Annotated in this window: 21 protein-coding genes; 13 read left to right on the top strand and 8 right to left on the bottom strand. The window is 73.5% G+C overall.

Translation table 11 applies throughout. The features are described from left to right. Positions 1 to 63: 63 nt before the first annotated feature. The 4 genes from ABD709_RS06260 to ABD709_RS06245 all read left to right on the top strand — a co-directional run bounded on the left by ABD709_RS06260 (position 64) and on the right by ABD709_RS06245 (position 3,083). Entirely contained in the window at positions 64 to 1,035 is a 972-nt protein-coding gene (locus ABD709_RS06260) for a TIGR03557 family F420-dependent LLM class oxidoreductase (protein ID WP_344773413.1), read from the top strand. Further along, positions 1,032 to 1,241 (top strand): hypervirulence associated TUDOR domain-containing protein, encoded by a 210-nt coding sequence (locus ABD709_RS06255; protein WP_344773411.1) that lies wholly within the window; start codon positions 1,032 to 1,034, stop codon positions 1,239 to 1,241. The genes ABD709_RS06260 and ABD709_RS06255 overlap by 4 nt, the downstream gene beginning before the upstream one ends. 149 nt (positions 1,242 to 1,390) lie before the next feature. After that, positions 1,391 to 1,741, top strand: a complete 351-nt coding sequence (locus tag ABD709_RS06250; RefSeq protein ID WP_344773865.1) for a YciI family protein — start codon at positions 1,391 to 1,393, stop codon at positions 1,739 to 1,741. A gap of 79 nt (positions 1,742 to 1,820) precedes the next feature. Then, the gene (locus ABD709_RS06245) at positions 1,821 to 3,083 is read left to right on the top strand and encodes an RNA polymerase sigma factor (RefSeq protein ID WP_344773409.1); all 1,263 of its coding nucleotides are present in this window, start codon (positions 1,821 to 1,823) and stop codon (positions 3,081 to 3,083) included. Here ABD709_RS06245 and ABD709_RS06240 read toward each other — a convergent pair. Beyond that, complete coding sequence (locus tag ABD709_RS06240) at positions 3,076 to 3,969, bottom strand: DICT sensory domain-containing protein (RefSeq protein WP_344773407.1); 894 nt, start codon at positions 3,967 to 3,969, stop codon at positions 3,076 to 3,078. The two genes, ABD709_RS06245 and ABD709_RS06240, sit on opposite strands and share 8 nt — an antisense overlap. A 58-nt stretch (positions 3,970 to 4,027) precedes the next feature. Here ABD709_RS06240 and ABD709_RS06235 point away from each other — a divergent pair, with 58 nt between their 5' ends. From ABD709_RS06235 to ABD709_RS06225, 3 genes are read left to right on the top strand one after another with little or no spacing between them, the layout of a single operon-like run. Beyond that, positions 4,028 to 4,357, top strand: coding sequence for a hypothetical protein (locus tag ABD709_RS06235; protein ID WP_344773405.1), 330 nt, complete (start codon positions 4,028 to 4,030; stop codon positions 4,355 to 4,357). After that, the gene (locus ABD709_RS06230; protein ID WP_344773403.1) at positions 4,354 to 5,646 is read left to right on the top strand and encodes a protoporphyrinogen/coproporphyrinogen oxidase; all 1,293 of its coding nucleotides are present in this window, start codon (positions 4,354 to 4,356) and stop codon (positions 5,644 to 5,646) included. The genes ABD709_RS06235 and ABD709_RS06230 overlap by 4 nt, the downstream gene beginning before the upstream one ends. Next, the gene (locus tag ABD709_RS06225) at positions 5,643 to 6,638 is read left to right on the top strand and encodes an SDR family NAD(P)-dependent oxidoreductase (RefSeq protein ID WP_344773401.1); all 996 of its coding nucleotides are present in this window, start codon (positions 5,643 to 5,645) and stop codon (positions 6,636 to 6,638) included. The genes ABD709_RS06230 and ABD709_RS06225 overlap by 4 nt, the downstream gene beginning before the upstream one ends. A 7-nt stretch (positions 6,639 to 6,645) precedes the next feature. On the opposite strand, the gene ABD709_RS06220 is transcribed toward ABD709_RS06225, so the two are convergent. Continuing rightward, on the bottom strand, positions 6,646 to 7,992 hold the full coding sequence (locus tag ABD709_RS06220) for a cytochrome P450 (RefSeq protein WP_344773399.1): 1,347 nt from the start codon (positions 7,990 to 7,992) through the stop codon (positions 6,646 to 6,648). A gap of 131 nt (positions 7,993 to 8,123) precedes the next feature. Here ABD709_RS06220 and ABD709_RS06215 point away from each other — a divergent pair, with 131 nt between their 5' ends. Both ABD709_RS06215 and ABD709_RS06210 read left to right on the top strand, forming a co-directional pair. Next, positions 8,124 to 8,552 carry a hypothetical protein gene (locus tag ABD709_RS06215; RefSeq protein WP_344773397.1) on the top strand — a complete coding sequence of 143 codons (429 nt, stop codon included), beginning with the start codon at positions 8,124 to 8,126 and terminating at the stop codon, positions 8,550 to 8,552. Then, positions 8,549 to 9,619, top strand: a complete 1,071-nt coding sequence (locus tag ABD709_RS06210; protein WP_344773395.1) for an NAD(P)H-dependent amine dehydrogenase family protein — start codon at positions 8,549 to 8,551, stop codon at positions 9,617 to 9,619. The genes ABD709_RS06215 and ABD709_RS06210 overlap by 4 nt, the downstream gene beginning before the upstream one ends. A 268-nt stretch (positions 9,620 to 9,887) precedes the next feature. Here ABD709_RS06210 and ABD709_RS06205 read toward each other — a convergent pair whose 3' ends face one another. After that, the gene (locus tag ABD709_RS06205; protein WP_344773863.1) at positions 9,888 to 10,634 is read right to left on the bottom strand and encodes an AraC family transcriptional regulator; all 747 of its coding nucleotides are present in this window, start codon (positions 10,632 to 10,634) and stop codon (positions 9,888 to 9,890) included. Between the two features lie 160 nt (positions 10,635 to 10,794). On the opposite strand from ABD709_RS06205, the gene ABD709_RS06200 reads away from it, so the two are divergent. The 4 genes from ABD709_RS06200 to ABD709_RS21440 all read left to right on the top strand — a co-directional run bounded on the left by ABD709_RS06200 (position 10,795) and on the right by ABD709_RS21440 (position 12,368). After that, on the top strand, positions 10,795 to 11,508 hold the full coding sequence (locus tag ABD709_RS06200) for an alpha/beta fold hydrolase (protein WP_344773393.1): 714 nt from the start codon (positions 10,795 to 10,797) through the stop codon (positions 11,506 to 11,508). 84 nt (positions 11,509 to 11,592) lie between these two features. After that, on the top strand, positions 11,593 to 11,985 hold the full coding sequence (locus tag ABD709_RS06195) for a VanZ family protein (RefSeq protein WP_344773391.1): 393 nt from the start codon (positions 11,593 to 11,595) through the stop codon (positions 11,983 to 11,985). Positions 11,986 to 12,060: 75 nt separating this feature from the next. Further along, positions 12,061 to 12,303, top strand: a complete 243-nt coding sequence (locus ABD709_RS06190; RefSeq protein WP_344773389.1) for a DUF3253 domain-containing protein — start codon at positions 12,061 to 12,063, stop codon at positions 12,301 to 12,303. Then, positions 12,300 to 12,368, top strand: a complete 69-nt coding sequence (locus ABD709_RS21440; RefSeq protein WP_425575059.1) for a DUF3253 domain-containing protein — start codon at positions 12,300 to 12,302, stop codon at positions 12,366 to 12,368. Before ABD709_RS06190 ends, ABD709_RS21440 begins: the two co-directional genes overlap by 4 nt. A 32-nt stretch (positions 12,369 to 12,400) precedes the next feature. Here the strand turns inward: ABD709_RS21440 and ABD709_RS06185 are convergent, their stop codons facing one another. From ABD709_RS06185 to ABD709_RS06165, 5 genes are read right to left on the bottom strand one after another with little or no spacing between them, the layout of a single operon-like run. Next, a complete protein-coding gene (locus ABD709_RS06185) occupies positions 12,401 to 15,061 on the bottom strand; it encodes an FtsX-like permease family protein (RefSeq protein ID WP_344773387.1) in 2,661 nt (886 codons plus the stop codon). Beyond that, on the bottom strand, positions 15,061 to 18,255 hold the full coding sequence (locus tag ABD709_RS06180) for an FtsX-like permease family protein (protein ID WP_344773385.1): 3,195 nt from the start codon (positions 18,253 to 18,255) through the stop codon (positions 15,061 to 15,063). The genes ABD709_RS06185 and ABD709_RS06180 overlap by 1 nt, the downstream gene beginning before the upstream one ends. 9 nt (positions 18,256 to 18,264) lie before the next feature. Next, positions 18,265 to 18,951, bottom strand: coding sequence for an ABC transporter ATP-binding protein (locus tag ABD709_RS06175; protein WP_344773384.1), 687 nt, complete (start codon positions 18,949 to 18,951; stop codon positions 18,265 to 18,267). Then, the gene (locus ABD709_RS06170; protein ID WP_344773382.1) at positions 18,948 to 19,871 is read right to left on the bottom strand and encodes an ABC transporter ATP-binding protein; all 924 of its coding nucleotides are present in this window, start codon (positions 19,869 to 19,871) and stop codon (positions 18,948 to 18,950) included. Before ABD709_RS06170 ends, ABD709_RS06175 begins: the two co-directional genes overlap by 4 nt. A 54-nt stretch (positions 19,872 to 19,925) precedes the next feature. Then, positions 19,926 to 20,357 carry a hypothetical protein gene (locus ABD709_RS06165; protein ID WP_344773380.1) on the bottom strand — a complete coding sequence of 144 codons (432 nt, stop codon included), beginning with the start codon at positions 20,355 to 20,357 and terminating at the stop codon, positions 19,926 to 19,928. Positions 20,358 to 20,575: the final 218 nt, after the last annotated feature.

The following is a 20,575-nucleotide window of genomic DNA, read 5'->3' as shown; positions in this document are numbered from 1 at the left end:
TTAGAGGATGAATCGCGGGCAGAGCGGGTACGGCGTCAGCGTGCTGACCGAGGAGGAGGACCAGTGACCGACGCCCGACCGCTCATCGGCTACTTCCTGTCGTGCGAGGAGTACGACGTCGACGCCCTGCTCGAGCAGGCCGAGCTCGCCGAGCAGGCGGGATTCGAAGCCTTGTGGATCAGCGACCACTACCACCCGTGGAACGACGAGCAGGGCGAGAGCGCGTTCGTGTGGTCGGTGATCGGGGCGCTCTCGAGGGTGACCCGGCTACCGGTCACGACGGCCGTGACCTGTCCGACCGTGCGCATGCACCCGGCGGTCGTCGCGCAGGCGGCCGCGACGTCGCACGTCCTGCTCGAGGGCCGGTTCCGGCTCGGCGTCGGCACCGGCGAGGCGCTGAACGAGCACATCCTCGGCGATGCCTGGCCGGCCGAGCAGGTCCGTCTGGAGATGCTCGAGGAGGCCGTCGACGTGATGCGCCGGCTGTGGCAGGGCGAGGCCGTCCAGCACCGGGGCCAGCACTACACGGTCGAGAACGCGCGCATCTACACCCGCCGCGAGGACCCGCCGCCCGTCTACGTGTCGGCGTTCGGTCCGCGGGCGGCCGAGGTCGCGTGCCGGATCGGCGACGGTCTCATCACGATGAGCCCCGAGGGCGAGGTCGTCGACCAGTTCCGCGAGACCGGCAAGCCGATGGCCGCAGGCTTCAAGGTGGCCTGGGCCGAGACCGAGGACGAGGGCGTCGAGCACGCGCACCGGCTGTGGGCCAACGCGGGGCTGCCCGGCGAGCTCGCCCAGGTCCTCCCGTCGCCCCAGCACTTCGCCCAGGCGAGCACGCTCGTGACCGAGGACTCGACGCGCGAGAGCACCGTCTGCGGCAACGACGTCGACCGTCACGTCGAGGAGTTCCAGCCCTACCTGAAGGCCGGCTTCGCCGAGATCTACGTCGCCAACATGGGACCGAACTACAAGGACATGATCAGGGCGTACGGCGAGTCCGTGCTCCCGGCGCTCCGCGAGAGGGGACCGCAGTGACCCAGGAGTTCAAGAAGGGCGACAAGGTGACGTGGCAGAGCCACGGCGGCACGGCCGAGGGCGAGGTCGTCCGCAAGGTCACCGAGGACACCGAGCTCGCCGGACGCCAGGTGCGCGCCAGCAAGGACGAGCCGCAGTACCTCGTGCGGAGCGAGAAGAGCGGCGGCGAGGCCGTGCACAAGCCGTCCGCGCTGAAGAGGGCCTGAACCGGGCTCCGATCTCCGCGGAAAAGAATTCCGAACGCGATGTCGAAGCGGCAGGCTGTCGTTCGACGTAGGGGTCAGAAGGCCACCGAAGAGCGGTGAGCCCCGAGTTCGAGGAGCGAGCAATGCCGCGTTTCATGGGTTTCGTGAGGATGGAAGAGGGCATCGGCGCGCCGCCCCAGGCGCTGTTCGACGCGATGGACACCTACATCGGGGAGCAGGCCCAGCAGGGTCACTTCCTCGACGGCGGCGGGCTGTTCGGCACCGAGGACGCCGTCAACTTCGTGGTCCGCAAGGGCGAGACGACCCGGGTCGACGGACCGTACGCCGAGGCCAAGGAGGTCGTCGGCGGCTGGGCGCTCCTGCAGTACGACAGCCTCGAGGACGCGATCGCCGGCCAGGAGGAGTTCGCCGAGCTGCACGCGAAGTACTGGCCCGACTGCGAGATGGTCGCCACCCTGCGTCAGGTCTCCGACGAGCCGCCGCAGGCCGCCGACGCCTGACCCGTACGCCGACCGCGGCCGTGCGGCCGGCCTGGGGCCGCCGCCAGCTTCCCGGCTGGTCCGCACCTAGGCTGGCCGCATGGCCGGAACGACCGCGGAGGCGATCACCGCCGTCTGGCGTGTGGAGTCCGCGCGGCTGGTCGGCGCGCTGACCCGGATGACCCGGGATCTCGACCTCGCCGAGGACCTGGCTCAGGACGCGCTGGTGAGTGCGCTCGAGCGCTGGCCGTCCGACGGCATCCCGGACAACCCCGCGGCGTGGCTGATGACCACCGCGAAGCGGCGCGCCGTCGACTCGTTCCGGCGCGCCGACACCCTGCGCCGCAAGACCGAGGAGATCGGTCATCGCCTGACTGAGGAGGACGGCGTGCCCGACCTCACGGACCAGGTCGACTTCATCGAGGACGACGTCCTCCGGCTGATCTTCCTGTCCTGCCACCCGAAGCTGACGCCCGAGTCGCGGGCGGCGCTGACCCTGCGCCTGGTCGGCGGCCTCACCACCGCCGAGATCGCCCGAGGCTTCCTCTCCACCGAGGTCGCGATGGGCCAGCGGATCTCGCGGGCGAAGAAGACGCTCGGCGAAGCGGGCGCGGACTTCGAGCTGCCGGTGGGCGAGGAGCGCGCCGCGCGGCTCGACGACGTGATGGCCGTCGTCTACCTGATCTTCAACGAGGGCTACACCGCGACCGCCGGTGACGACTGGATGCGCCCCGAGCTGACCACCGAGGCGATCCGGCTGGCTCGGATGCTCGCCGAGCTGATGCCGGACGAGCCCGAGGTGCACGGCCTGCAGGCACTCCTGGAGCTGCAGGCCTCTCGCGGCGCCGCCCGGGTCGACGCCGCCGGTCGACCGGTGCTGCTCGACGTCCAGGACCGGAACCTCTGGGACGAGCTGCTCATCCGGCGCGGACTGGCAGCGCTTGCCCGCGCCGAGGCGCTCGCCGGCACCGGCAAGCCGATCGGCCGGTACTACCTCCAGGCCGCCATCGCGTCGCGGCACGCCCGGGCGGCCACGCCGGAGGAGACGGACTGGCCGGCGATAGCGAGCCTCTACGACGTGCTCGCCCAGGCCGCCCCGGGACCTGTCGTCGAGGTCAACCGCGCCGTCGCGCACGGCCGCGCCTCCGGCCCGGATGCCGGCCTCGCCGTGCTCGACGCGCTGCCCGACGGTGCGCTCGCCGGCTCGCACCTGCTGCCGAGCGTGCGCGGCGACCTGCTCGCCCGGGCCGGGCGGCACGCGGAGGCCGCGGCGTCGTTCCGCGAGGCGGCGTCGCTCACCCGCAACGAGAGCGAGCAGGCGCTCCTGCTCGGCCGCGCCGACGAGTGCGCCCAGCTCAGCTGAGACGGTCGACGTACGCCACGACCCGGTTGAACAGGGCCGTGACGGCCGCCGGGGAGGTGGTCCGCGCGGCGACGGGTTCGGCGAGCTCGTACAGCAGCGGCCGGGCTTCGGCGATGCCGGCGCTGACGGCGACCGCCGCGGCGACCCGGGACGCATCCCGTACGGCTGCCGGGTCCACCGTCCAGATCGTCTCGAAGAGACGATGCCGGTCGGCGACCGGGCTCTGGCCGGGCAGCTCCCACGCGGTGAGGCAGGCCGTGGAGTCGGGAGCGTCGCAGACCACGGCCCACTCGCGGCGCAGCGGAGCGTCCTCGTCGAGGCCGGACCGGAGCGGTCCGTCCGCATCCTGGGGGACGCGGTCCCAGTCGTCGGCGAACACGATGGCCGAACGTGCCACCCGCGCCAGCTCGGTCCAGCGGGCTGCCGACGGCGCGTAGAAGTCACCGCGTTGGAAGGCCCCGAAGAGGACCGGCCGGTCCGCCACGGCGCAGCACTGGTCCTCGATGGCCCAGGACAACGCGATCAGGGTGGACTTCCGCAGCCGGTGCACGGCCAGCGCGGGATGCCGCCGACGCAGCTCGGCGAAGATCGACGGGCTGGCCGGCTGCAGACCGGCCGTCGCCTCGGCGATGGCGACCTCGAGCCTGATGCCCGCGTCCCGCCGCCGCAGCACATGACGCACCAGCTCCACGTCGGCTCCGGTGTAGCGACGGTGCCCGCTCGCCAGGCGGCGCGGCTCGGGGAACCCGTACCGCGTCTCCCACGTGCGCAGCACCGCGGAGGTCACGCCGGTCCGACGTGCGACGTCGCCGATGGTCAGCTCGACCGGCCGCGCGACCGGATTCTGTGCTGCCGGGGGTTGCGCGACGACGGGTCCGGGGTTCATGCTCACACCATACCTAAACAACATGTTGAGGTATACGTTTAAGTTAGGGAGGGATGCGATGCGCATCGTCAGCGGGGCCGAGAACCAGGCCACGGCCCGCACGGACGCCGCCCTCGCGCGCCTGCTCGTGCGGTCCGCGTGCGGCGAGACGGCGGCGTTCATGGAGTTCTTCGACGCCACCTGCGACGTCGTGTGGCGGCTCGAGACCGCCCGGCACGGCGCCGGCGACCACGCCGCCAAGGCGGCGTACGCGCGCTATCACGCGGCCTGGCTGCGGGCCGGCGCTCAGCGGACCTCGGGACTGGCGCCCCGCGCGTGGCTGCTGAGCCTGAGCGCGGAGCCGGTGCCGCCGTGCGCCCTGACGGAGGTCGCAGGGGAGCGCCGATGACGCTGGAGCGCCCGGTCGTGGTCGTCGGCGCGGGACTCGCGGGCCTGGCGTGCGCCGTCCGCCTGCAGCGGGAGGGCGTGCGCGTCCTCGTGCTGGAGGCCGGCGACGCGATCGGCGGCCGGGTCCGCACCGATGTGGTGGACGGGTTCACCATCGACCGTGGCTTCCAGGTGCTCAACACGGCGTACCCGGCGCTGCGCACCGCGGTCGACCTCGCCGCCCTCGACCTGCGTGCGCTGCCGCGAGGGGTCCGGATCCGGCGCAAGGGACGCCTGCACGACGTGCCGCACCCGCTGTCGTCGGCAGGCGCGCCCCTGCGCGCAGCAGGTTCGGGAGCAATCGGGCTCCGCGGGAAGGTCGCGCTCGCGCGGTACGCCGCCGGCGTGGTCGTCAGTTCGCCGAGGTCGGTCAAAGCGCGCCCGGACGTCCCGGCGGCCGAGGCCTGGGCAGCACTCCCGCGCGACGTGGTGTCCGACGTCCTCGAGCCGTTCCTGTCGGGGGTGGTGCTCGAGGCGCCGGTCACGGCGAGCCGGGTTTTCACCGACCTGATGATGCGCATGTTCGCGCTCGGGACGTCGGCCGTGCCCGCAGCCGGGATGCGGGCCCTGCCCGGCGCTCTCGCCCGGCGCCTGCCCGCCGACGCGATCCAGCTCGAGGCCGGCGTCGACCGGGTCGGGGCCACGTCGGTCGAGCTGGCCGACGGCACCGTGCTCCCGGCGCGGGCGGTGGTTGTCGCGACCGATCCCTGGAGCGCCCGCGACCTGGTGCCGGATCTCGGTCCGGCACCCGAGCCGCGCGGCGTCACGACGTTCTACTTCGCGGCTCCGCGGTGGCGGGGAGCGGACGGGAAGCTGGTCGTCGACGCAGACGGGTCCGGGATCACGAACTCCGTGGTGCTCACCGAGTCCGCACCGGAGTACTCCACCGACGGACGCGCGCTGATCGCCACGTCGGTCCTCGACCGGGGTCCGGTTCCTGCCGCCGATGTCGCGGTGCTGCGGGACCTGGCCGCCGACCTGCACGGGACGACGGGCGAGCGCTGGGAGCTCGTCGCGACCCGCGAGATCCCCCGCGCGCTGCCGGCGATGACCGCCCCGCACCCGCTGCGCCGGCCGGTCCACGTTCCCGGGGCGGGGGTCTGGGTCGCCGGCGACCACCGCGACACCAGCTCGATCCAGGGCGCCCTGGTGTCGGGCCGCAGAGCGGCGGTGTCCCTGCTGGGGCAGCTCGACGGAAGAGCGAGCGGAGTGGTCGCACGGCACCGCGCCGACACCGAGAGGCAGCGATGACGCAGCCGGGAGCCGAGGGCGTGCTCGACAAGATGCTCGACCGGACCGTCGTGCCGGGCTACACCAATCTCGGCTACCACCTGCGGCGCCTGCGCTGGCGCCGCGACGACCCGCGCCCCGGCGCGATGGTCGGCAGGCGCGCGCTCGTGACCGGCGCCGCCTCCGGCCTCGGCCTGGCCACCGCGCGAGGGCTCGTGCGGCTCGGTGCCACCGTGCACGTGCTCGGACGGTCGCCGGAGCGGATCGAGCCGGTGGCAGAGGAGCTGCGGGCAGCGGCGACCGCAGAGGGTTGGCCGGGAGCGGTGCGCGCCGAGGTGTGCGACGTGTCCGACCTGACCGAGGTGCGGTGGTTCGCCGACGAGCTCAACCGGCGGCTCAGGAACCGCGGCGAGGCTCTCGACGTGCTCGTGCACAACGCGGGGGTGCTGCCCGCCGAGCGCACGACCAGCCCCGATGGCCACGAGCTCGCCTTCGCCACGCACGTCCTCGGCCCGGTGCTGATGACCGAGCAGCTCCTCCCGGCGCTGTCCGCCTCGACCGCAGGGGCGCGCGTCGTCCTGGTCTCCTCGGGAGGGATGTACGGCCAGAAGGCGCCGGTGCAGGACCTCGAGTACGCCGACGGCCGGTACCGCGGCACCACCGCCTACGCCCGCTCCAAGCGGGTCCAGGTCGACCTGACGCCGACCCTGGCCGACCGGTGGTCCGCGGCCGGGGTCAGCGTCGCGGCCATGCACCCCGGGTGGGCCGACACCCCCGGCGTCGCCTCGTCGCTCCCGCTGTTCCGCACGGTGACCCGGCCGCTGCTGCGCGACGCGGAGGCGGGCGCCGACACGGTGGTCTGGCTGGCCGCGACCGAACCGGCTCCGCCGACCGGGCTGTTCTGGCACGATCGCGTGCCGCGACCCACCAGCTACGTCGCCCGGACCCGCTCCGAGCCGGCCGAGGTCGCCGAGCTGTGGAGGTCGGTGCGCGCGGCGCTGCCCGAGCTCTGACCCGACCTCACCCGCGCGAGCTGATCGCGGCCCGGATCGGGGCGCCGGCCGTCATCGTGAACGGGAGGGCGAGCGGGAAGTCCGCGCTCTCGGCCTCGACGCGGGCCCTGCGCACGATGGTCGCGAGCCCCAGCGTGGCCTCGAGCATCGCGAAGTGGTCGCCCACGCACGACCGAGGTCCGGCGCCGAACGGCAGGTACTGCCAGCGGCTCCGGCCCGCCGCCTGCTCGGCACCGAAGCGGTCCGGGTCGAACCGCTCCGGGTCGTTCCACAGCCGTGCATCGCGGTGCAGCGCATAGATCCCGACCACCGTGTTCGTGCCGGCCGGGATGTCGTAGCCGTCCACGACCACGTCGCGCATGGCGCGCCTGCCGACGGCGGGCGCCGGTGGGCAGAGCCGGAGCGCCTCGTGCAGCACCTGGACCGTGAACGGCAGCCGGGCGACGTCCTCGCCGCACAGGGGCCGGTCTCCGAGGGTGCCCACCTCGGCGGCGACCCGCTCCTGGAGCTCCGGGTGACGACCGAGCGCCCAGAGCGCGTAGGCCAGCGTGGTCGCGGTCGTGTCGTGACCGGCGATCACGAAGACGATCAGCTCGTTCCTGATGGCGTCGTGACTGAGCCGCTCACCGGTGGTGGGATCGGTCGTCTGCTGCAGCAGCCTGATCAGCTCGGCGTCGGCCGACGACGCCGCGCCCTCGATGGCCTCGTCGACCACGGCGTTGACCGCGCCCAGGGCCGCCCGCATCCGGTGTCGCGCGGGAGTCGGTAGCCACAGCGGTGCCCGGACCGGCCGGAGGGCCCTGGCCGTGTTCCACCGGAGCAGGGTCAAGATCGGCTCCGCGAGATCCGAGGCACGCCGGCCGAGGTCGATCCCGAGCACCGAGCGACCGAGCACCTGGAGGGTCAGCCGCCGCATCGCCGCATCGAGGTCGACCCGGCCGGAGCGGATCAGCTCGGCGGCGATGTCGTCGGCGGCGGTCGCCATGTGGCCGGCGTACGACCCGACCGCCTTCTTGGTGAACACCGGCTGGATCGTGCGGCGCCGCGGCTTCCACGGCTCGTGGGGCATGTTGAACAGGTTGCTGCCGAACGCCCGGTTCTCGACATGGACGATCATCTCCTTGTCGAAGGCGCCGTCGGAAGCGGCCAGGACGTCGTGCGCACCCTGCGGCGACGTGACGACCGCGAACGTCGGGGTGAGACGTGGCGGGCCGAGCCGCACCATGGCGACCGGGCCGCCGGCGTCCCGGATCTGCTCGATCCCGGTGTGGAACTGCCGGACGGCCCGAACCCGCTCCAGCAGGCCCATCGGGACGTCAGGTGCCGGGATGCTCGGAGCGGTCTGGAGATCCATGACTCGAGTCGACCGCAGCGAGGGTGGCCGGGTCATCATGGCCAGCACCAGGCTGTTCTACGTGCTGCCACGCGTCTCCGGCCCCGTGTCGACGACCGGTGGGGCCCGTCGGGCTCGGCTAGATTGGCGCGATGCGCCGGTTGGTCTGCGGGATGCTGGTCGTGGCGATCGCCCTGGACATCACCTACTGGACGCTCTGGTACGCCGACCGCGACACCATCGCGAGCGAGCACACCGACGCCTACTACGCCTTCGAGAACGCCTTCCCGCTCGCCGACCTCTGGCTGGGCGTGGCCTGCGTGGCAGCCCTGGTCGCTCTCGTCCGCCGGCACCCGAGCGCGCTCCTCTGGTTGCTCTGCGGCGGCGGTGCCGCGCTCTACCTGGGCTGCATGGACCTGCTCTACGACCTCGAGCACGGCATCTTCGCCAAGGGTGCCGGCGGCGCCTTCGAGGCCGTGATCGTCGCCCTGACCTGGGTCTTCGCGGTCACTGTCCTGTCGTGGTCGTGGCGCCACCGCGCGGAGCTGCTGGCCGACGACGGGCGAGAGGCCGCGCGATGACCTACCGGGTGATCCAGTGGGCGACCGGGGGCGTCGGGCGTGCCGCGATCGAGGGCGTTCTCCGCCACCCGGACCTGGAGCTGGTGGGCTGCTGGGTCCACAGCGAGGAGAAGAGCGGCCACGACGTCGGTGAGCTCGTCGGCATCGAGCCGATCGGGGTACGCGCGACGACGAGCATGGACGAGGTCCTCGCACTCGACGCGGACTGCGTCGTCTACGCACCGCTGCTGCCGGTCGAGGACGAGGTCGCGGCGATCCTGCGGTCGGGGAAGAACGTCGTGACCCCGGTCGGCTGGGTCTACCCGGCCGACGACCAGGCGCGGGCGATCCGCGACGCGTGCGCGGCGGGCCGGACCACGCTGCACGGGTCCGGGATCCACCCCGGCGGCATCACCGAGTGGTTCCCGCTGTGCGTGTCGGGCGTCGTGAGCGCGGCGACGTACGTCCGCGCCGAGGAGTTCTCCGACATCCGCACCTACGGAGCGCCCGACGTGGTCCGCCACATCATGGGCTTCGGGATGTCGCCTGACGAGGCGCTGGCGAGCCCGCTCGCGTCCCTGCTCGAGGGCGGTTTCAAGCGTTCGGTGCAGATGGTGGTCGACGCCCTGGGGTTCGCCACCGACGGCACCGTCACGACCGCCCAGGAGGTCGCGGTCGCGGCCGCGCCGATCGACTCACCGATCGGCGTGATCGAGCCGGGTCAGGTCGCCGCGCGGCGGTTCCGGTGGGACGCCCGGGTCGGCGACCAGGTCGTCGTCACCGCCGCGGTGAACTGGCTGATGGGCGACGAGGACCTCGACCCCGACTGGTCGCTGGGCGACGCGGGGGAGCGGTTCGAGGTCGAGGTGCGGGGCGACCCGTCGGTGACCCTGACCTTCAAGGGTCTGCAGCCGGAGACCGTCGAGGCGGGCCTGGTCCGCAACGAAGGCGTCGTCGCCACCGCGATGCACTGCATCAACGCGATCCCGCTGGTGTGCGACGCCGAGCCGGGGATCAAGACCTACCTCGACCTGCCCGTGGTGACCGGCCGCGCGGCGCCGTCGCTCGGCGCGGGCCGCGTCGCCTGAGCCGGGCAGATCCAGGACCAAAGTCCCTGGCGCCGGCACGACGCAGGGCATAGAACTGTTCTCACGAACCCCCGCAAGGGGGGACGGGACGACTCGGAAGAGATGGTCCGTACGACGGGGAAACCCGTCGCGCCGGCAGGGTAACGCGCTGGCGGGACCGGAACAGAAGAGCCGCCGATCGGGAGCGTCACCTAACCGATCACAGAAGGGCCCTTGCGACTCATACTTGCAAGGGCCCTTCGCCCTTTTTGGGTCAACCGCGGAGGGATCAGACGAGGAGGGCCCGTCGTCGACTCCCGGCCGTGCGGTGGCGGCCAGGAGACGTGCCGACCAGCCGTGTGAACGCTGCGATGAAGCTGCTCGGGTTGCTCCAGCCGCAGGCGTGTGCCGTCTGGTTGACGTCGCGGCCCTCGGCCAGCAGGACGAGCGCGTGGTAGATCCGCAGCTGCGTGCGCCACTCGTAGAAGGACATCCCGAACTCGTCGCGGAACAGCCGGCTGAGCGTGCGGCTGCTGGCACCGGCCGCTCTTCCGAGCTCTGCCAGCGAGGACCCGTCGGAGGGATCGTCGCCGAGCCTGTCGGCGATCGCTCTCAACCGGTCGTCGCGCGGCTCGGGCAGGCACAGCGGCTGTTCGTGGGTCTCGTCGAGCTCGTCGACGAGGACGCGGACGAGACGGTCGAGGGACGCCGAGCTCCGGGCCGGCCCGGCCGGCTGGTCGCCGTGCGCGTCGGTCAGTGCCAGCAGGATCTCCCGCGCGAGGGCGGAGGCCAGGAAGACGGCGGGACGCTCCGGCAGCAGGGACGCGAGCTCGGGCGCGAGGAAGACGATGCGCATGTCGGTGTCGCCGTGCGCGCGGTGCCGGTGCGTGACGCCGCTCGGCGTCCACGCGACGCGGTTCGCAGGGACGACCGCGGTGCTGCCGTCGGTGTGCACGGCCAGCACGCCGCTGGCGGCGTACACGAGGTGGCCCTTTTCGTGGACCGACGGCCGACTGGCGCCTCCCGGGGACCACAGGTGCCGACCGCCGGAGGGCCACGTGTACGACGCTGTCGGCCGCGCTGCGTCTCTTTGGCTGGATAGAGGCATCACCCGTCAATCTAGCGGTAGCACGCCACCGCGTACCCGAACGATCCTCGAGTCGACCCTGCTGTCGAGAGAACGATCGGAGAAGCCGATGACGACCTTCGTCCTCGTCCCTGGTGGGTGGCACGGTGGCTGGTGCTTCGAGAAGGTGACGCCGCTGCTGGAGCGGGCCGGGCACGCCGTCCACGCGCTGACCCTGACCGGCCTGCGGCCCGACGACGACGAGGCGACCGTCGCGACCGCGAACCTCGACACCCACGCCGACGACGTACTCCGGCTTCTCGACAGCCACGACCTCGCCGACGTGACCCTGGTCGGTCACAGCTATGGCGGGATGGTGATCGCCGCGGCCGCTGACCGGGCGGGTGGACGGGTCGCCCGCCTGGTCCACCTCGACGGCTACGTCCCGCGCGACGGCGAGTCGTGCTGGTCCCTGGCGGGGGAGGCGTACCGGCGGAAGTTCCTGGCCGGAGCCGCGAGCACCGGGTACGCCGTCGCACCGCCCACGGGCGGCGACCCCCGCCGCCGCCCCCACCCGGTGGCCTCGTTCACCCAGGCGATCCGGCTCACCGGAGCCGCGGCGCAGGTGCGGCGCCGGGACTTCGTCTACTGCTCGGGCTGGGAGGAGACGCCGTTCCGCGACCTCCGCACGCGTCTCGACAGCGATCCGGACTGGCGGGTCCACGACCTCCCGACCGTCCACAACGCCATGCGCGAGGCGCCCGACGCCGTCGCGGAGATCCTGCTCGACGTGCCCGAGGGCGCCCTCGATGACGTCACCCATCCGCCCGACCTCTCCGGCTGAGCCGCTGCGAGTCGGTACCCGAGGACCGGTGGTCGGTACCGGAGGTTGAGAAGATCCGGTCAGCCGCTGCCTAGCGTCGAAGACATGCGCTGGATCGCCGCCACCCTGCTCGCCCTGTATGCGGTCTTCGTTGCCCGCCTGACGCTGGCCGACCCCTCGACGGGCCGACCCGTTTTCGACCTGGCGGACTACTGGGCGACAGCCCTTTCCAGTGGAAGGTTGGACTGGACTGAGACCGAGGTCCTGGCCAACATCGCGCTGTTCGTGCCGGCCGGCCTGCTTCTGGCCGTGGTGCTGCGACGACCGCTGCTCGCCGCGGTCCTCTGCGTCCTCGCGTCGGCGTTCGTCGAGCTCGCCCAGCAGCGCTGGTTCCCGACCCGGGTCCCGTCGCTCGCGGACGTGGAGCACAACGGGCTCGGCGGCCTGGTCGGAGCCTCCCTCGCCTGGCTCAGCCCGGCCGTCCGTCGAGCACCTTAGGAAGGTGCGGCGGTCATCGGCCGGCCCGCTGGGTACCGCTGGCTCGACGTGCCCACCACGACGCAGGGAGTCGGGATGTCAGACAGGCCGGAGCTGTCCTCGCAGGACCCCGTCGTCGCGGCGCTCGCGGATCGGATCGTCGCGCTGCTCGAGGAGCGCGGACCGGACCGCACGATCTGTCCGTCCGAGGCCGCCCGCGCGGTGTGGGCGGACACCCGCGACGACACCGTTGAGCAGGGCGGCGAGGGCTGGCGCGCGCTGATGGAACCGGCGCGGGAGGCGTCGTCCCTGCTCCGGGAGCGAGGTTGCTGGTCGTGACCCAGCGGGGCGAGGAGGTCGATCCTGCGTCGGCGAGGGGGCCGATCCGGCTCCGCCGCACCTGACCCGGGATGCCCGGCGCGCTCGGATGACGCGGTCAGCTCCGCAGCAGGAGGGCGAGCGGCGTACGTCGTACCCGGTGCCAGTCGAGCAGGGCGAGCGCCACGGCCCAGCCGGTGACGAGCACGACGGACAGGGCGGTCCACCACGGCACGACGGCCGCCGGTGGCTCCGGGGCGGCGGTGAGGTTCTCCAGGGAGAGCGAGCCGAGTGCCGTCCAGGCGCTTACGGCGCCGATCACCAGCCCCGACACCGCCGCGACCAGGACGGGGGTCACGACCTCGCCGAGGAGCGTCCGACGCAGTTCGCGATCGGAGGACCCGAGCGCCCGGAGCCTGCCGATCGCCGTCGCGCGCTCGGGCGCGTCGATGGAAGCGGCTAGTGCGATCGCCAGCAGTGCCAGAACCAGCAGCACCGCGCAGGACGCGGTCGCCAGGCCGGCTATCGCCGACGGCAGCGCGGCCTCGCGTCGCCGCTCCAGCTCGTCGGCGTAGGTCACCACGGCACTGCCCGGCGTCCGCGCCGCGGCCGCATCCAGTGCCGACGTGGCGCCGGGGCCGACGGCCCAGACGACGTTGGGGGATGCGTCGACCCCGGCGGCGGCCAGGGCGCCCGCGTCCACGACCACGACGGGGTCGACGGAGGCACCGACGTCGGGCGCGGTGCCGATGGCCTCCAGCGGCACGCTGGTGTCCTGCCATCGCAGGCTCGGCTCGTCCCTTAGGCCTTCGGGACCACCGAGGAAGAGCGCCGGCACCCGTCCTCCGGTCACCGACCCCAGTCGTCGCAGCTGCGACGCGTCGGGTAGGTCGCTCGCGCGGAGGAACCGGTCATAGGCGGCGGCGTCGACCACCGCCAGCCGGACGACCGCTGAGCCGCCCTGAGCCGACACCCGCACGCCGTCCTCGACCCGCGCCGCCGCCGAGGCGCGCACGCCGGTGGCGCCGGCCACCTCGCGAGCGACGGCCGTCAGGGACGGGTCGGGCCGGGCGTCGAGACGTGCGTCGCCCCCGACGATCGACAGCGCGCCCTCGGCCTGGCCGCGGTGCAGGGTGACTGCGAGAGAAGCTCCGAAGGTGGTGCCCGAGACGGCGACCACGACCGCCAGCGGCGGCAGCACACGAGCACCCGAGCGGACCAGACGCGCGGCGACGAACAGAGGGCCGGCGCCCACCGCGCGGCGCGTCCGACGGAGCATCCAGCGCAACGCCGGCGGCGCCAGGCGGACGAGGACGAGCGAACCCGCCGCCGGCACCAACGTCACCGCGCTGGCGGCCATGAGGCCGTTCCCGCCGGCAGCGTCTCCCACCACCCCGCGCTGCCGCAGAGCCGTCACGGACAGCGCCGCAGCCGCCAGCACGGTGGTCTCCAGGCCGAGCCGGCGCAGCAGGGCCGCCCGCGCGCGCGTGCGGCGTACCGAGCGGTTGGCAGGCACGCGCAACGCCGGTCCGTCGGCGACGGCGACGCCGAGCAGTGCGGGCGTCACGAGCGCGACGACGAGGACCGGGACCGACCACGCCCATCCCACGGATCCCGCGGCCAGCAACACGACGGCCAGGCCGGTCGCGGCGGCCAGTGCCGCGACCAGCAGCGACTCGACGGCCAGCTCGGCGGCGACGCCGACGAGCCCGGCGCCGCGCTCGCGCGCCATCGTCAACGGCCCCGCACGCCTGCGGACCAGCAGCTGGCCGGCGAGGACGAGCACCAGCATCGCGGCCACGATCAACCCGACGAGCAGGACCTGCGCCTGCCCCTGCGCGGCGCTCACCTGCGACCGTCCGTCCTGCAGCACGCTGCCGAGCAGGCTGTCCCACGTCGTCTCGCCGAGGCCCAGCCCGGTGCCCGACTGCAGCGACGCGATGCTCTGCTCGAGTGATGCCGACTGCTGCCAGGTCACGGCCGCCGCGTCGGGTGCGAACAGGACGCGGCGGCTGAGCGCGTCACCGGGGAGGACCAGCCGCAGGTCGGGCAGCGACTCGGCAGACACCAGGGCCGCCGCGGCGGTGCGCTGTGCGCCGTCGGCCGTGCCTGTGGTGGGCCGCAGCAGCGGCGTCGCCACCTGCCACGCGTCGTCGCCCTCGTCGACCGCCTCGAAGATGCCGGTGATCTCGACGACGACGGTCCGTCCGTACTCGTCCCGGGCCGGGATGCGGTCCGCGACCTCCAGGCCGAGTGCGCCGGCCACCGGACCCGAGACCGCGACCTGCACGGGCGGCTGTTCGCGGTGTCCGGGGGCGCCGAGCGGCGGTCCGCCCTGCTTGTACGACACCTCCGGCCCGCCGTCGGCGGCCTCCACGAAGGCGAGCTGCAGGTAGCGTCCGGGGCCGTCGTCCAGCAGGTGCAGCATGGTCGTGGTCACTGACGCGACGCCGGGCCGCAGCACCTGAGCGAGGCCGTGCGGCATCGCACTGCGCACGAAGTCGGCGTCCTGCTGCATCTCCGTGGCGGTGCCGGGGTCCCGCTTCTTGGCGGCCGGGTCGTCGTACCACCGCGGAAGGTTCGCGACGACGGTTCCGCGCGAGCCCGCGTCCCGCACGGCGGCAGCCATGGCGCGGTCGGCCGCCCGTTCGCCGAGGGGCGCCACAGCGCCCACCACGGCCGAGGTCAGCGCCACGACCGTGGCCACGAGGAGCAGCAGTCCGCGATCGGCGCGCAACCGTCCGAGCACCGTCGGCACGTGCAACCCGATCCGCCGCATCACAGCCCACCGTCCCGGAGGCGCGACGGATGGGACTGCCGGACGAGGAGCGAGGTGAGCAACCACGTCACGACGAGGACCGCCAGCACGAGGCCGCCGACCACCGCGAGCTCGCCCGGCCACGGCCAGTCGACGACCGGGGTCGGGACGGGTGCCGCGCCCACGTCGGATCGGATCAGGTGGGGTCCGACGAGCACGGTCGCCGCCGCGCCGACAACTGTCCCGACGACGGTCAGCGGCAGGAGGAGCACCAGGTGCTCGGCGAGCTGGAGCCGCGCGGTGTCGCGCCGCGGCGCACCTATCGCTCGGAGAACCGCCACGGCCGGCGACGCCCGCGAGCGGTCCGCACCCACGACGAGCGCCACGGCGGCGAGGAACAGCGCCATCGCCGGTGCCGCCAGGACGAGGAGGGTGGTGGGCACCGCCACCCGCAGGGGACCACGGGCGAGCTCAGCTGCCACGCCGTCGCGCGTGGTGACGGTCCCCAACCCGGACGCCTCCAGCGCCGTGACGGTGCCGGCCGACCCACTCGAGAACCACCAGCCGTCGACCACCGGGTCCAGGCTGCCGACGTCGATGAGCGCGCGCGAGACGGTGTCGATGTCGGCCAGTACCGCCACCTGGCCGGGCGCGGACGGGACGTCGGGCACGACGGCTACCACCTCGAGGCGGAGCGCGGTGTCGCCGACGAGCGCGGCGAGCTCGTCGCCGACCTTCGCCCCGACGGCATCGACGAGGTCCTGCGAGACGGCGACCGGCACCAACGGCGGCGCGGGCAGGACCGTCACGAGCACATCCGCCCCCGTGTAGCTGAAGTACTCCAGGTTCACGTCCGCCGACGTCCGCAGCTGGACGCCTCGTGCCGTCGCGTGCAGCTCGGCCGTGGCTGCGCCCACGGGGCTCTGCTTCTGCAGGGGGAGCACCCGCCACGGTGCGCCGTCGTCCCCCTGGTCCTCGGCCGCCGTGGCGGGAACGGTGACGGTCGCCTGCACCGTGGAGCGGGGGGTCCTCGCGCCCGGCCCCGCATCACCGGAGCCGGCGATCTCGAGCCGTACGGCGACGAGTGCGAGGCCGTCGGAGGGAGCTGTCGCCCATTCCAGGGGGCGGGAGCGCCCGTCGAGGGGGAGCGTGCCGGCGGAGACCGATCCCCGGAAGCCGTTGCGGTCCTCGAGCACGGCCGTCACCCGCGCCGTGAGGGAAGTGCCGGCCGGTCCCCGGCCGCGCAGCACTACGCCCTTTCCCCCGTCGGGGAGCGGGATTCCGTCCGGGGCGTCCTCGGGTGCCAGCTCACCGCCGATGCCGGCCCAGGTGTCGCCGGTGTCCGGGCGCCCGCGGAGCAGCGCGCCCGCCTCTCGGGAGTCGACGGCGACCAGGACCGGACGCGCGCCCTCCTCCCCGACGTAGCGTCCCAGCGCCAGCGGTCGGTGGACGACCGGCGAGACCGCGGGCGCGGGCGACTGGCCCGCTGCTGCGGCCTCGACCCGTTGGGCGTCGCGGAGGTCGGGAGGCGTCCGCAGGGTGAGGGCCAGGTCGGTGCCCACCCGCAGCGACGCCTGGTCCTGCTGGGACCGGTCCCACGTCGCGTGCAGGGCCAGTGCGAACACCGCGGCCGCGACCGCGGCGGCGACCAGCACCATCGCCGTCGAGGCGTACGCGCGCCGCGCGGCCTGCTGGATCGCCACCGGGAGCACGAAGCCGCGCGCACGCCCGGCCGCGGCGGCGGCCCTTCCCAGAAGCGGCGGCACGAGACGTACGCCGAGCACGGTCGGCACCGCGAGGCAGAGGATGGGTGCGGTCGTGAGGATGACGTCCCCGGTGTCGCTCGGCGTCGCCGGCTGCGTGCGCAGCTGCCACCAGGCGAGGGTCGCGGCGCCGAGGAGGAGCACGTCGAGGCCGTAGCGCGCGAGCCGCGCGCGCGGCGACGGGTCGGCCACGGCGCGCGGGCGGAGCGCGGCCGACACCAGGGCCGTCGCGAGCAGGGCGCCGGTGGCGAGTACGGCGACGACCAGCGCCCAGGTGATGCTCGGTCCCTGCTGGAGCCCTGCGGCAGCCATGTCGTCCCGGTGGGTCAGCCGCGAGTGGAGGAGCGCCGCCGCCGGCACCGCGACGCCGCTGGCGACCACCGCGAGCAGGGCGGCCTCCGCGGCGGCGGCGCCCAGCTGCTGGCGGCGACCGAGCCCCATGGCGACGAGCAGGTCGCGCTCGTCCTCCCGGACGGAGCCGACCAGGCGACCCGTCAGGAGCGCCGCGGCGAGGGCCAGCGCCGCACCGAGGAGCAGCACCACGAGGACAGTGGACCGCGTGCTCGCCTGCTGGGCGTGGAGGTACGCCAACGCCTGCGGGAGGTCCGACCCCAATCGGGTGAGCCGCGCCTGGTTGCCGACCCTCGCCGAGAGCACGCCCTGCCCGTCGCCGAGCAGTCGGTCGGCCCGTCGCAGTGAGGCGTCGTCGGCCAGGCCGAGCGTGGGGTGAGCAGTGACGCGGAGCGCGTCGACCGACGACCCGCTGCCCGAGAACGCGTGCCCGTCGATGACGAACGGGCCGTAGGTCGGAGCCGCCTCCAGCCCGTCGCTGTAGGCGGGCGAGAAGCCCGCACCTCCGAGCGGGTCGCGCTCCCACTCCACGCCCCCTCGTGGTCGGAAGGTGCCGACCACCACCAGCCGTACGGAGTTGTCGGCCCCGCCGATGCCCCGCTCGGGCCCCAGCTCGAGCTCGTCACCGAGCGCGAGGCCGAGGAGCCGCGCCGTCGTGTCCGGCACGACAGTCTCGACCCGGTCGCCGGCCGGCGCGGGCCACCGGCCGGAGGTCAGGTCCGCCTCGGTCGTCAAGGCGTCGGTCGCGACGAGGTAGGCCTGACTGCCCGTGGGCGCTCCGTCAGCGACGAGGCTCCGCAGCCGTGAGGTCGTGGTGGTCTCCAGCGCGGGATCCATCGGAGCGAGGATCCGCTCGACCACGTGCGCGGCCGCCGCCCGGGCCGCCCGGGAGTCGCGCCCGGTGACGTCGACGAGGAAGGCCGTCACGCTCAGCTCGTCGGGATCGGACCGCTGGGCCGCCTCGCGAAAGCCGCGATCCTGGGTCACGTCGAGCACAAGCGTGCACGTCCCCACCAGCGTGCACGCGGTCGCGACCAGCGCGACCGCCGCAGCCAGCAGCCGTCGCTGGACGAGGGCTCGCCGCAGCACCAGGAGGAACACGCGTCGGCCTCAGCCCTCGACCCGGCCGTCCGAGATCGCCACGACCCGGTCGGCGAGCGCCATCAGCACCGGGTCGTGCGTCGCCACGACCGCGGTGACCCCCTCCGACTCCACGACGGCGCGCAGCAGCGCCATCACCCCCAGACCCGTCTCCGTGTCGAGCTGGCCGGTGGGCTCGTCGGCCAGCAGCACCCTCGGTGAACCGGCGAGGGCACGGGCGATGGCGACCCGTTGCTGCTGGCCCCCGGACAGCTCGGCCGGTCGTTGCAGCGCGTGATCGGTGAGACCCACGAGGTCCAGCAGCAGTGCGACGCGCTGCTCGCGCTCGGCGACCGGCGTACGTCGCAGCCGCAGCGGCACGCCGACGTTCTCGGCGGCGGTCAGGGCGGGGATGAGGCCGAAGGTCTGGAAGATGTAGGAGACGGTGTCGCGACGCAGCGTGCTCAGGCCGCTCTCGTCGAGCGCGGTCACCTCGGCGCCGTCCACCCGGACGGTCCCGGTGTCGGGGTGGTCGAGGCCGCCGAGCAGGTTGAGCAGCGTGGTCTTGCCAGATCCCGACCGCCCCACGACCGCGAGCATCTCTCCGGGTGCAACGCTCAGTGACACGTCGTGCAGCGCGTGCACGGTGGACGCGCCGGTGCCGTAGCTGCGGGTGAGCCCGTGCGCGTCGATCATCGGATCGGCGGTGCCGCTCACGCGTCCTCGCCGTGGTCGGACCGGTCCGAGCGGATCCGGATGTGGTCCTCGGCGAGCGCGAGCCGGACCCGGCTGGTCAGGTCGAGCGCCTCCCGGTACTCGCGGGGCAACTGTACCCGTCCGGCGCGGTCCATCACCGCGAACTCCTCGGACCGTCCGGGCGCGTCCGCAGTCTCGTCGCTGCGGAGCACCTCGCTGCTGGTGCGACCGTCGCGGATCGCGACGGTGCGCGCCACCTGGCCGCTCACCTCGGCGTCGTGGGTAACGACGACGACGGTGGCCCCGAGCTCGCGGTTGACCGTGCGCAGTGCGCCGAAGACCTCAGCCGCCGTCTCGCTGTCCAGCTCACCGGTGGGCTCGTCGGCGAGCAGCACCCGCGGTCCGTTGGCCAGGGCCACCGCGATCGACACGCGCTGCTGCTCCCCGCCGGACATCTCCGCGGGACGGCGGTCGGCGCAGTGCCCCACCCCGAGGAGCTCGAGCAGCTCGGCGGTCCGCGCCCGACGCTCGGCGCGCGGGGTCCCGGCGATCGTGAGGGGCAGGTCGACGGTCTGCCGCGAGCTCAGGTAGGGCACGAGGTTGCGCGCGGTCTGCTGGCGCACGAACCCGACCACGTGCCGGCGGTAGTGCACGCGCTCGCGCCGGGACATGTCCACCAGGTCGTGGCCCGCCACCCGCGCACCCCCGGCGGTCGGCGAGTCCACCCCCGCCAGGACTTTGAGCAGCGTCGACTTCCCCGAACCAGAGGCACCGACCAGCGCGATCATCTCGCCCTCCTGGACGAGCAGGTCCAGACCCTGCAGGGCCTGCACCTCGACCGCTTCCGACTGGTAGATGCGCACCAGGTTGTCGCACACCACCAAGGCGTCGTGCCCGAACTCGGGGGAGTGTCGCGGGGGAGCAGGAAGGTTCAGCACCACTCCACCCCGTCCTCCCTCACGGCCCCAGCGCGGCGATGCTAGCAGTGAGCCAGGTCACAAAGGTTCAGTCGTTCTCGAGGGATCGCGCCTCGGCGGGAGGAGCAGCGAAAGTGCGAGGAGCACGACGCCGCTGAGCGTGACGGCGTTGCCCAACTGATCGGTGCGGTTGGTGAGCTCGTCCAGGTGCCGCAGGTGGAAGGCGGCGTGGGAGAGGTTGAAGACCAGCCAGCCCAGCCCGACCATCGTGAAGGTCTCGTTCCGCGGCCGTGCGAGCGCCCACGTCGAGATCACGGCCATGCCGAGGTACAGCCCACCGACATCTCGGACGAGGTGCTCGTTGAAGGGGCCGATCGTCGACACCCAGTGGTGGCCGAGGCCGGGGAAGGCGTCGTAGAACCCACGGGGCCAGGCCGCGGCCCAGAGGCCGACGACCAGGCCGGTCAGCGCAAGGGCCCCGGTCACGATCTGCTTGGCACGAAGGCTCATGGAGACAGGACGAGACAGCCGCCGTCGAATGTGACATGGGTACCGCGGACTGGCACCACGCGCTCCCTCGGTGTTGGGTGCACTTCCTTGGTGCTGCGACGAGTCATAGCGCCGAGGGAGCGGGCCGAACGCCGTGGGAGCGGCACGAACACCGAGTTACCCGCGAGCATCAACGAGAATCGCCGCCGCGGAAACCTCGGCGGCGATTCTTGCGACTG

It is taken from the genome of Nocardioides panacisoli (genome assembly GCF_039537325.1).
GTDB classification, from domain to species: Bacteria; Actinomycetota; Actinomycetes; order Propionibacteriales; family Nocardioidaceae; genus Nocardioides; species Nocardioides panacisoli.
This window is presented reverse-complemented; position numbering and strand designations above follow the sequence as displayed.

Bases quoted from the DNA above. Each gene is read 5' to 3' on its own strand.
- ABD709_RS06165 (WP_344773380.1), bottom strand. From the start codon at position 20,357: ATGAGCCTTCGTGCCAAGCAGATCGTGACCGGGGCCCTTGCGCTGACC.
- ABD709_RS06200 (WP_344773393.1), top strand. From the start codon at position 10,795: ATGACGACCTTCGTCCTCGTCCCTGGTGGGTGGCACGGTGGCTGGTGC.
- ABD709_RS06190 (WP_344773389.1), top strand. From the start codon at position 12,061: ATGTCAGACAGGCCGGAGCTGTCCTCGCAGGACCCCGTCGTCGCGGCG.
- ABD709_RS06225 (WP_344773401.1), top strand. From the start codon at position 5,643: ATGACGCAGCCGGGAGCCGAGGGCGTGCTCGACAAGATGCTCGACCGG.
- ABD709_RS06210 (WP_344773395.1), top strand. From the start codon at position 8,549: ATGACCTACCGGGTGATCCAGTGGGCGACCGGGGGCGTCGGGCGTGCC.
- ABD709_RS06185 (WP_344773387.1), bottom strand. From the start codon at position 15,061: ATGCGGCGGATCGGGTTGCACGTGCCGACGGTGCTCGGACGGTTGCGC.
- ABD709_RS06245 (WP_344773409.1), top strand. From the start codon at position 1,821: ATGGCCGGAACGACCGCGGAGGCGATCACCGCCGTCTGGCGTGTGGAG.
- ABD709_RS06230 (WP_344773403.1), top strand. From the start codon at position 4,354: ATGACGCTGGAGCGCCCGGTCGTGGTCGTCGGCGCGGGACTCGCGGGC.
- ABD709_RS06215 (WP_344773397.1), top strand. From the start codon at position 8,124: ATGCGCCGGTTGGTCTGCGGGATGCTGGTCGTGGCGATCGCCCTGGAC.
- ABD709_RS06195 (WP_344773391.1), top strand. From the start codon at position 11,593: ATGCGCTGGATCGCCGCCACCCTGCTCGCCCTGTATGCGGTCTTCGTT.
- ABD709_RS06220 (WP_344773399.1), bottom strand. From the start codon at position 7,992: ATGGATCTCCAGACCGCTCCGAGCATCCCGGCACCTGACGTCCCGATG.
- ABD709_RS06235 (WP_344773405.1), top strand. From the start codon at position 4,028: ATGCGCATCGTCAGCGGGGCCGAGAACCAGGCCACGGCCCGCACGGAC.
- ABD709_RS06240 (WP_344773407.1), bottom strand. From the start codon at position 3,969: ATGAACCCCGGACCCGTCGTCGCGCAACCCCCGGCAGCACAGAATCCG.
- ABD709_RS06250 (WP_344773865.1), top strand. From the start codon at position 1,391: ATGGAAGAGGGCATCGGCGCGCCGCCCCAGGCGCTGTTCGACGCGATG.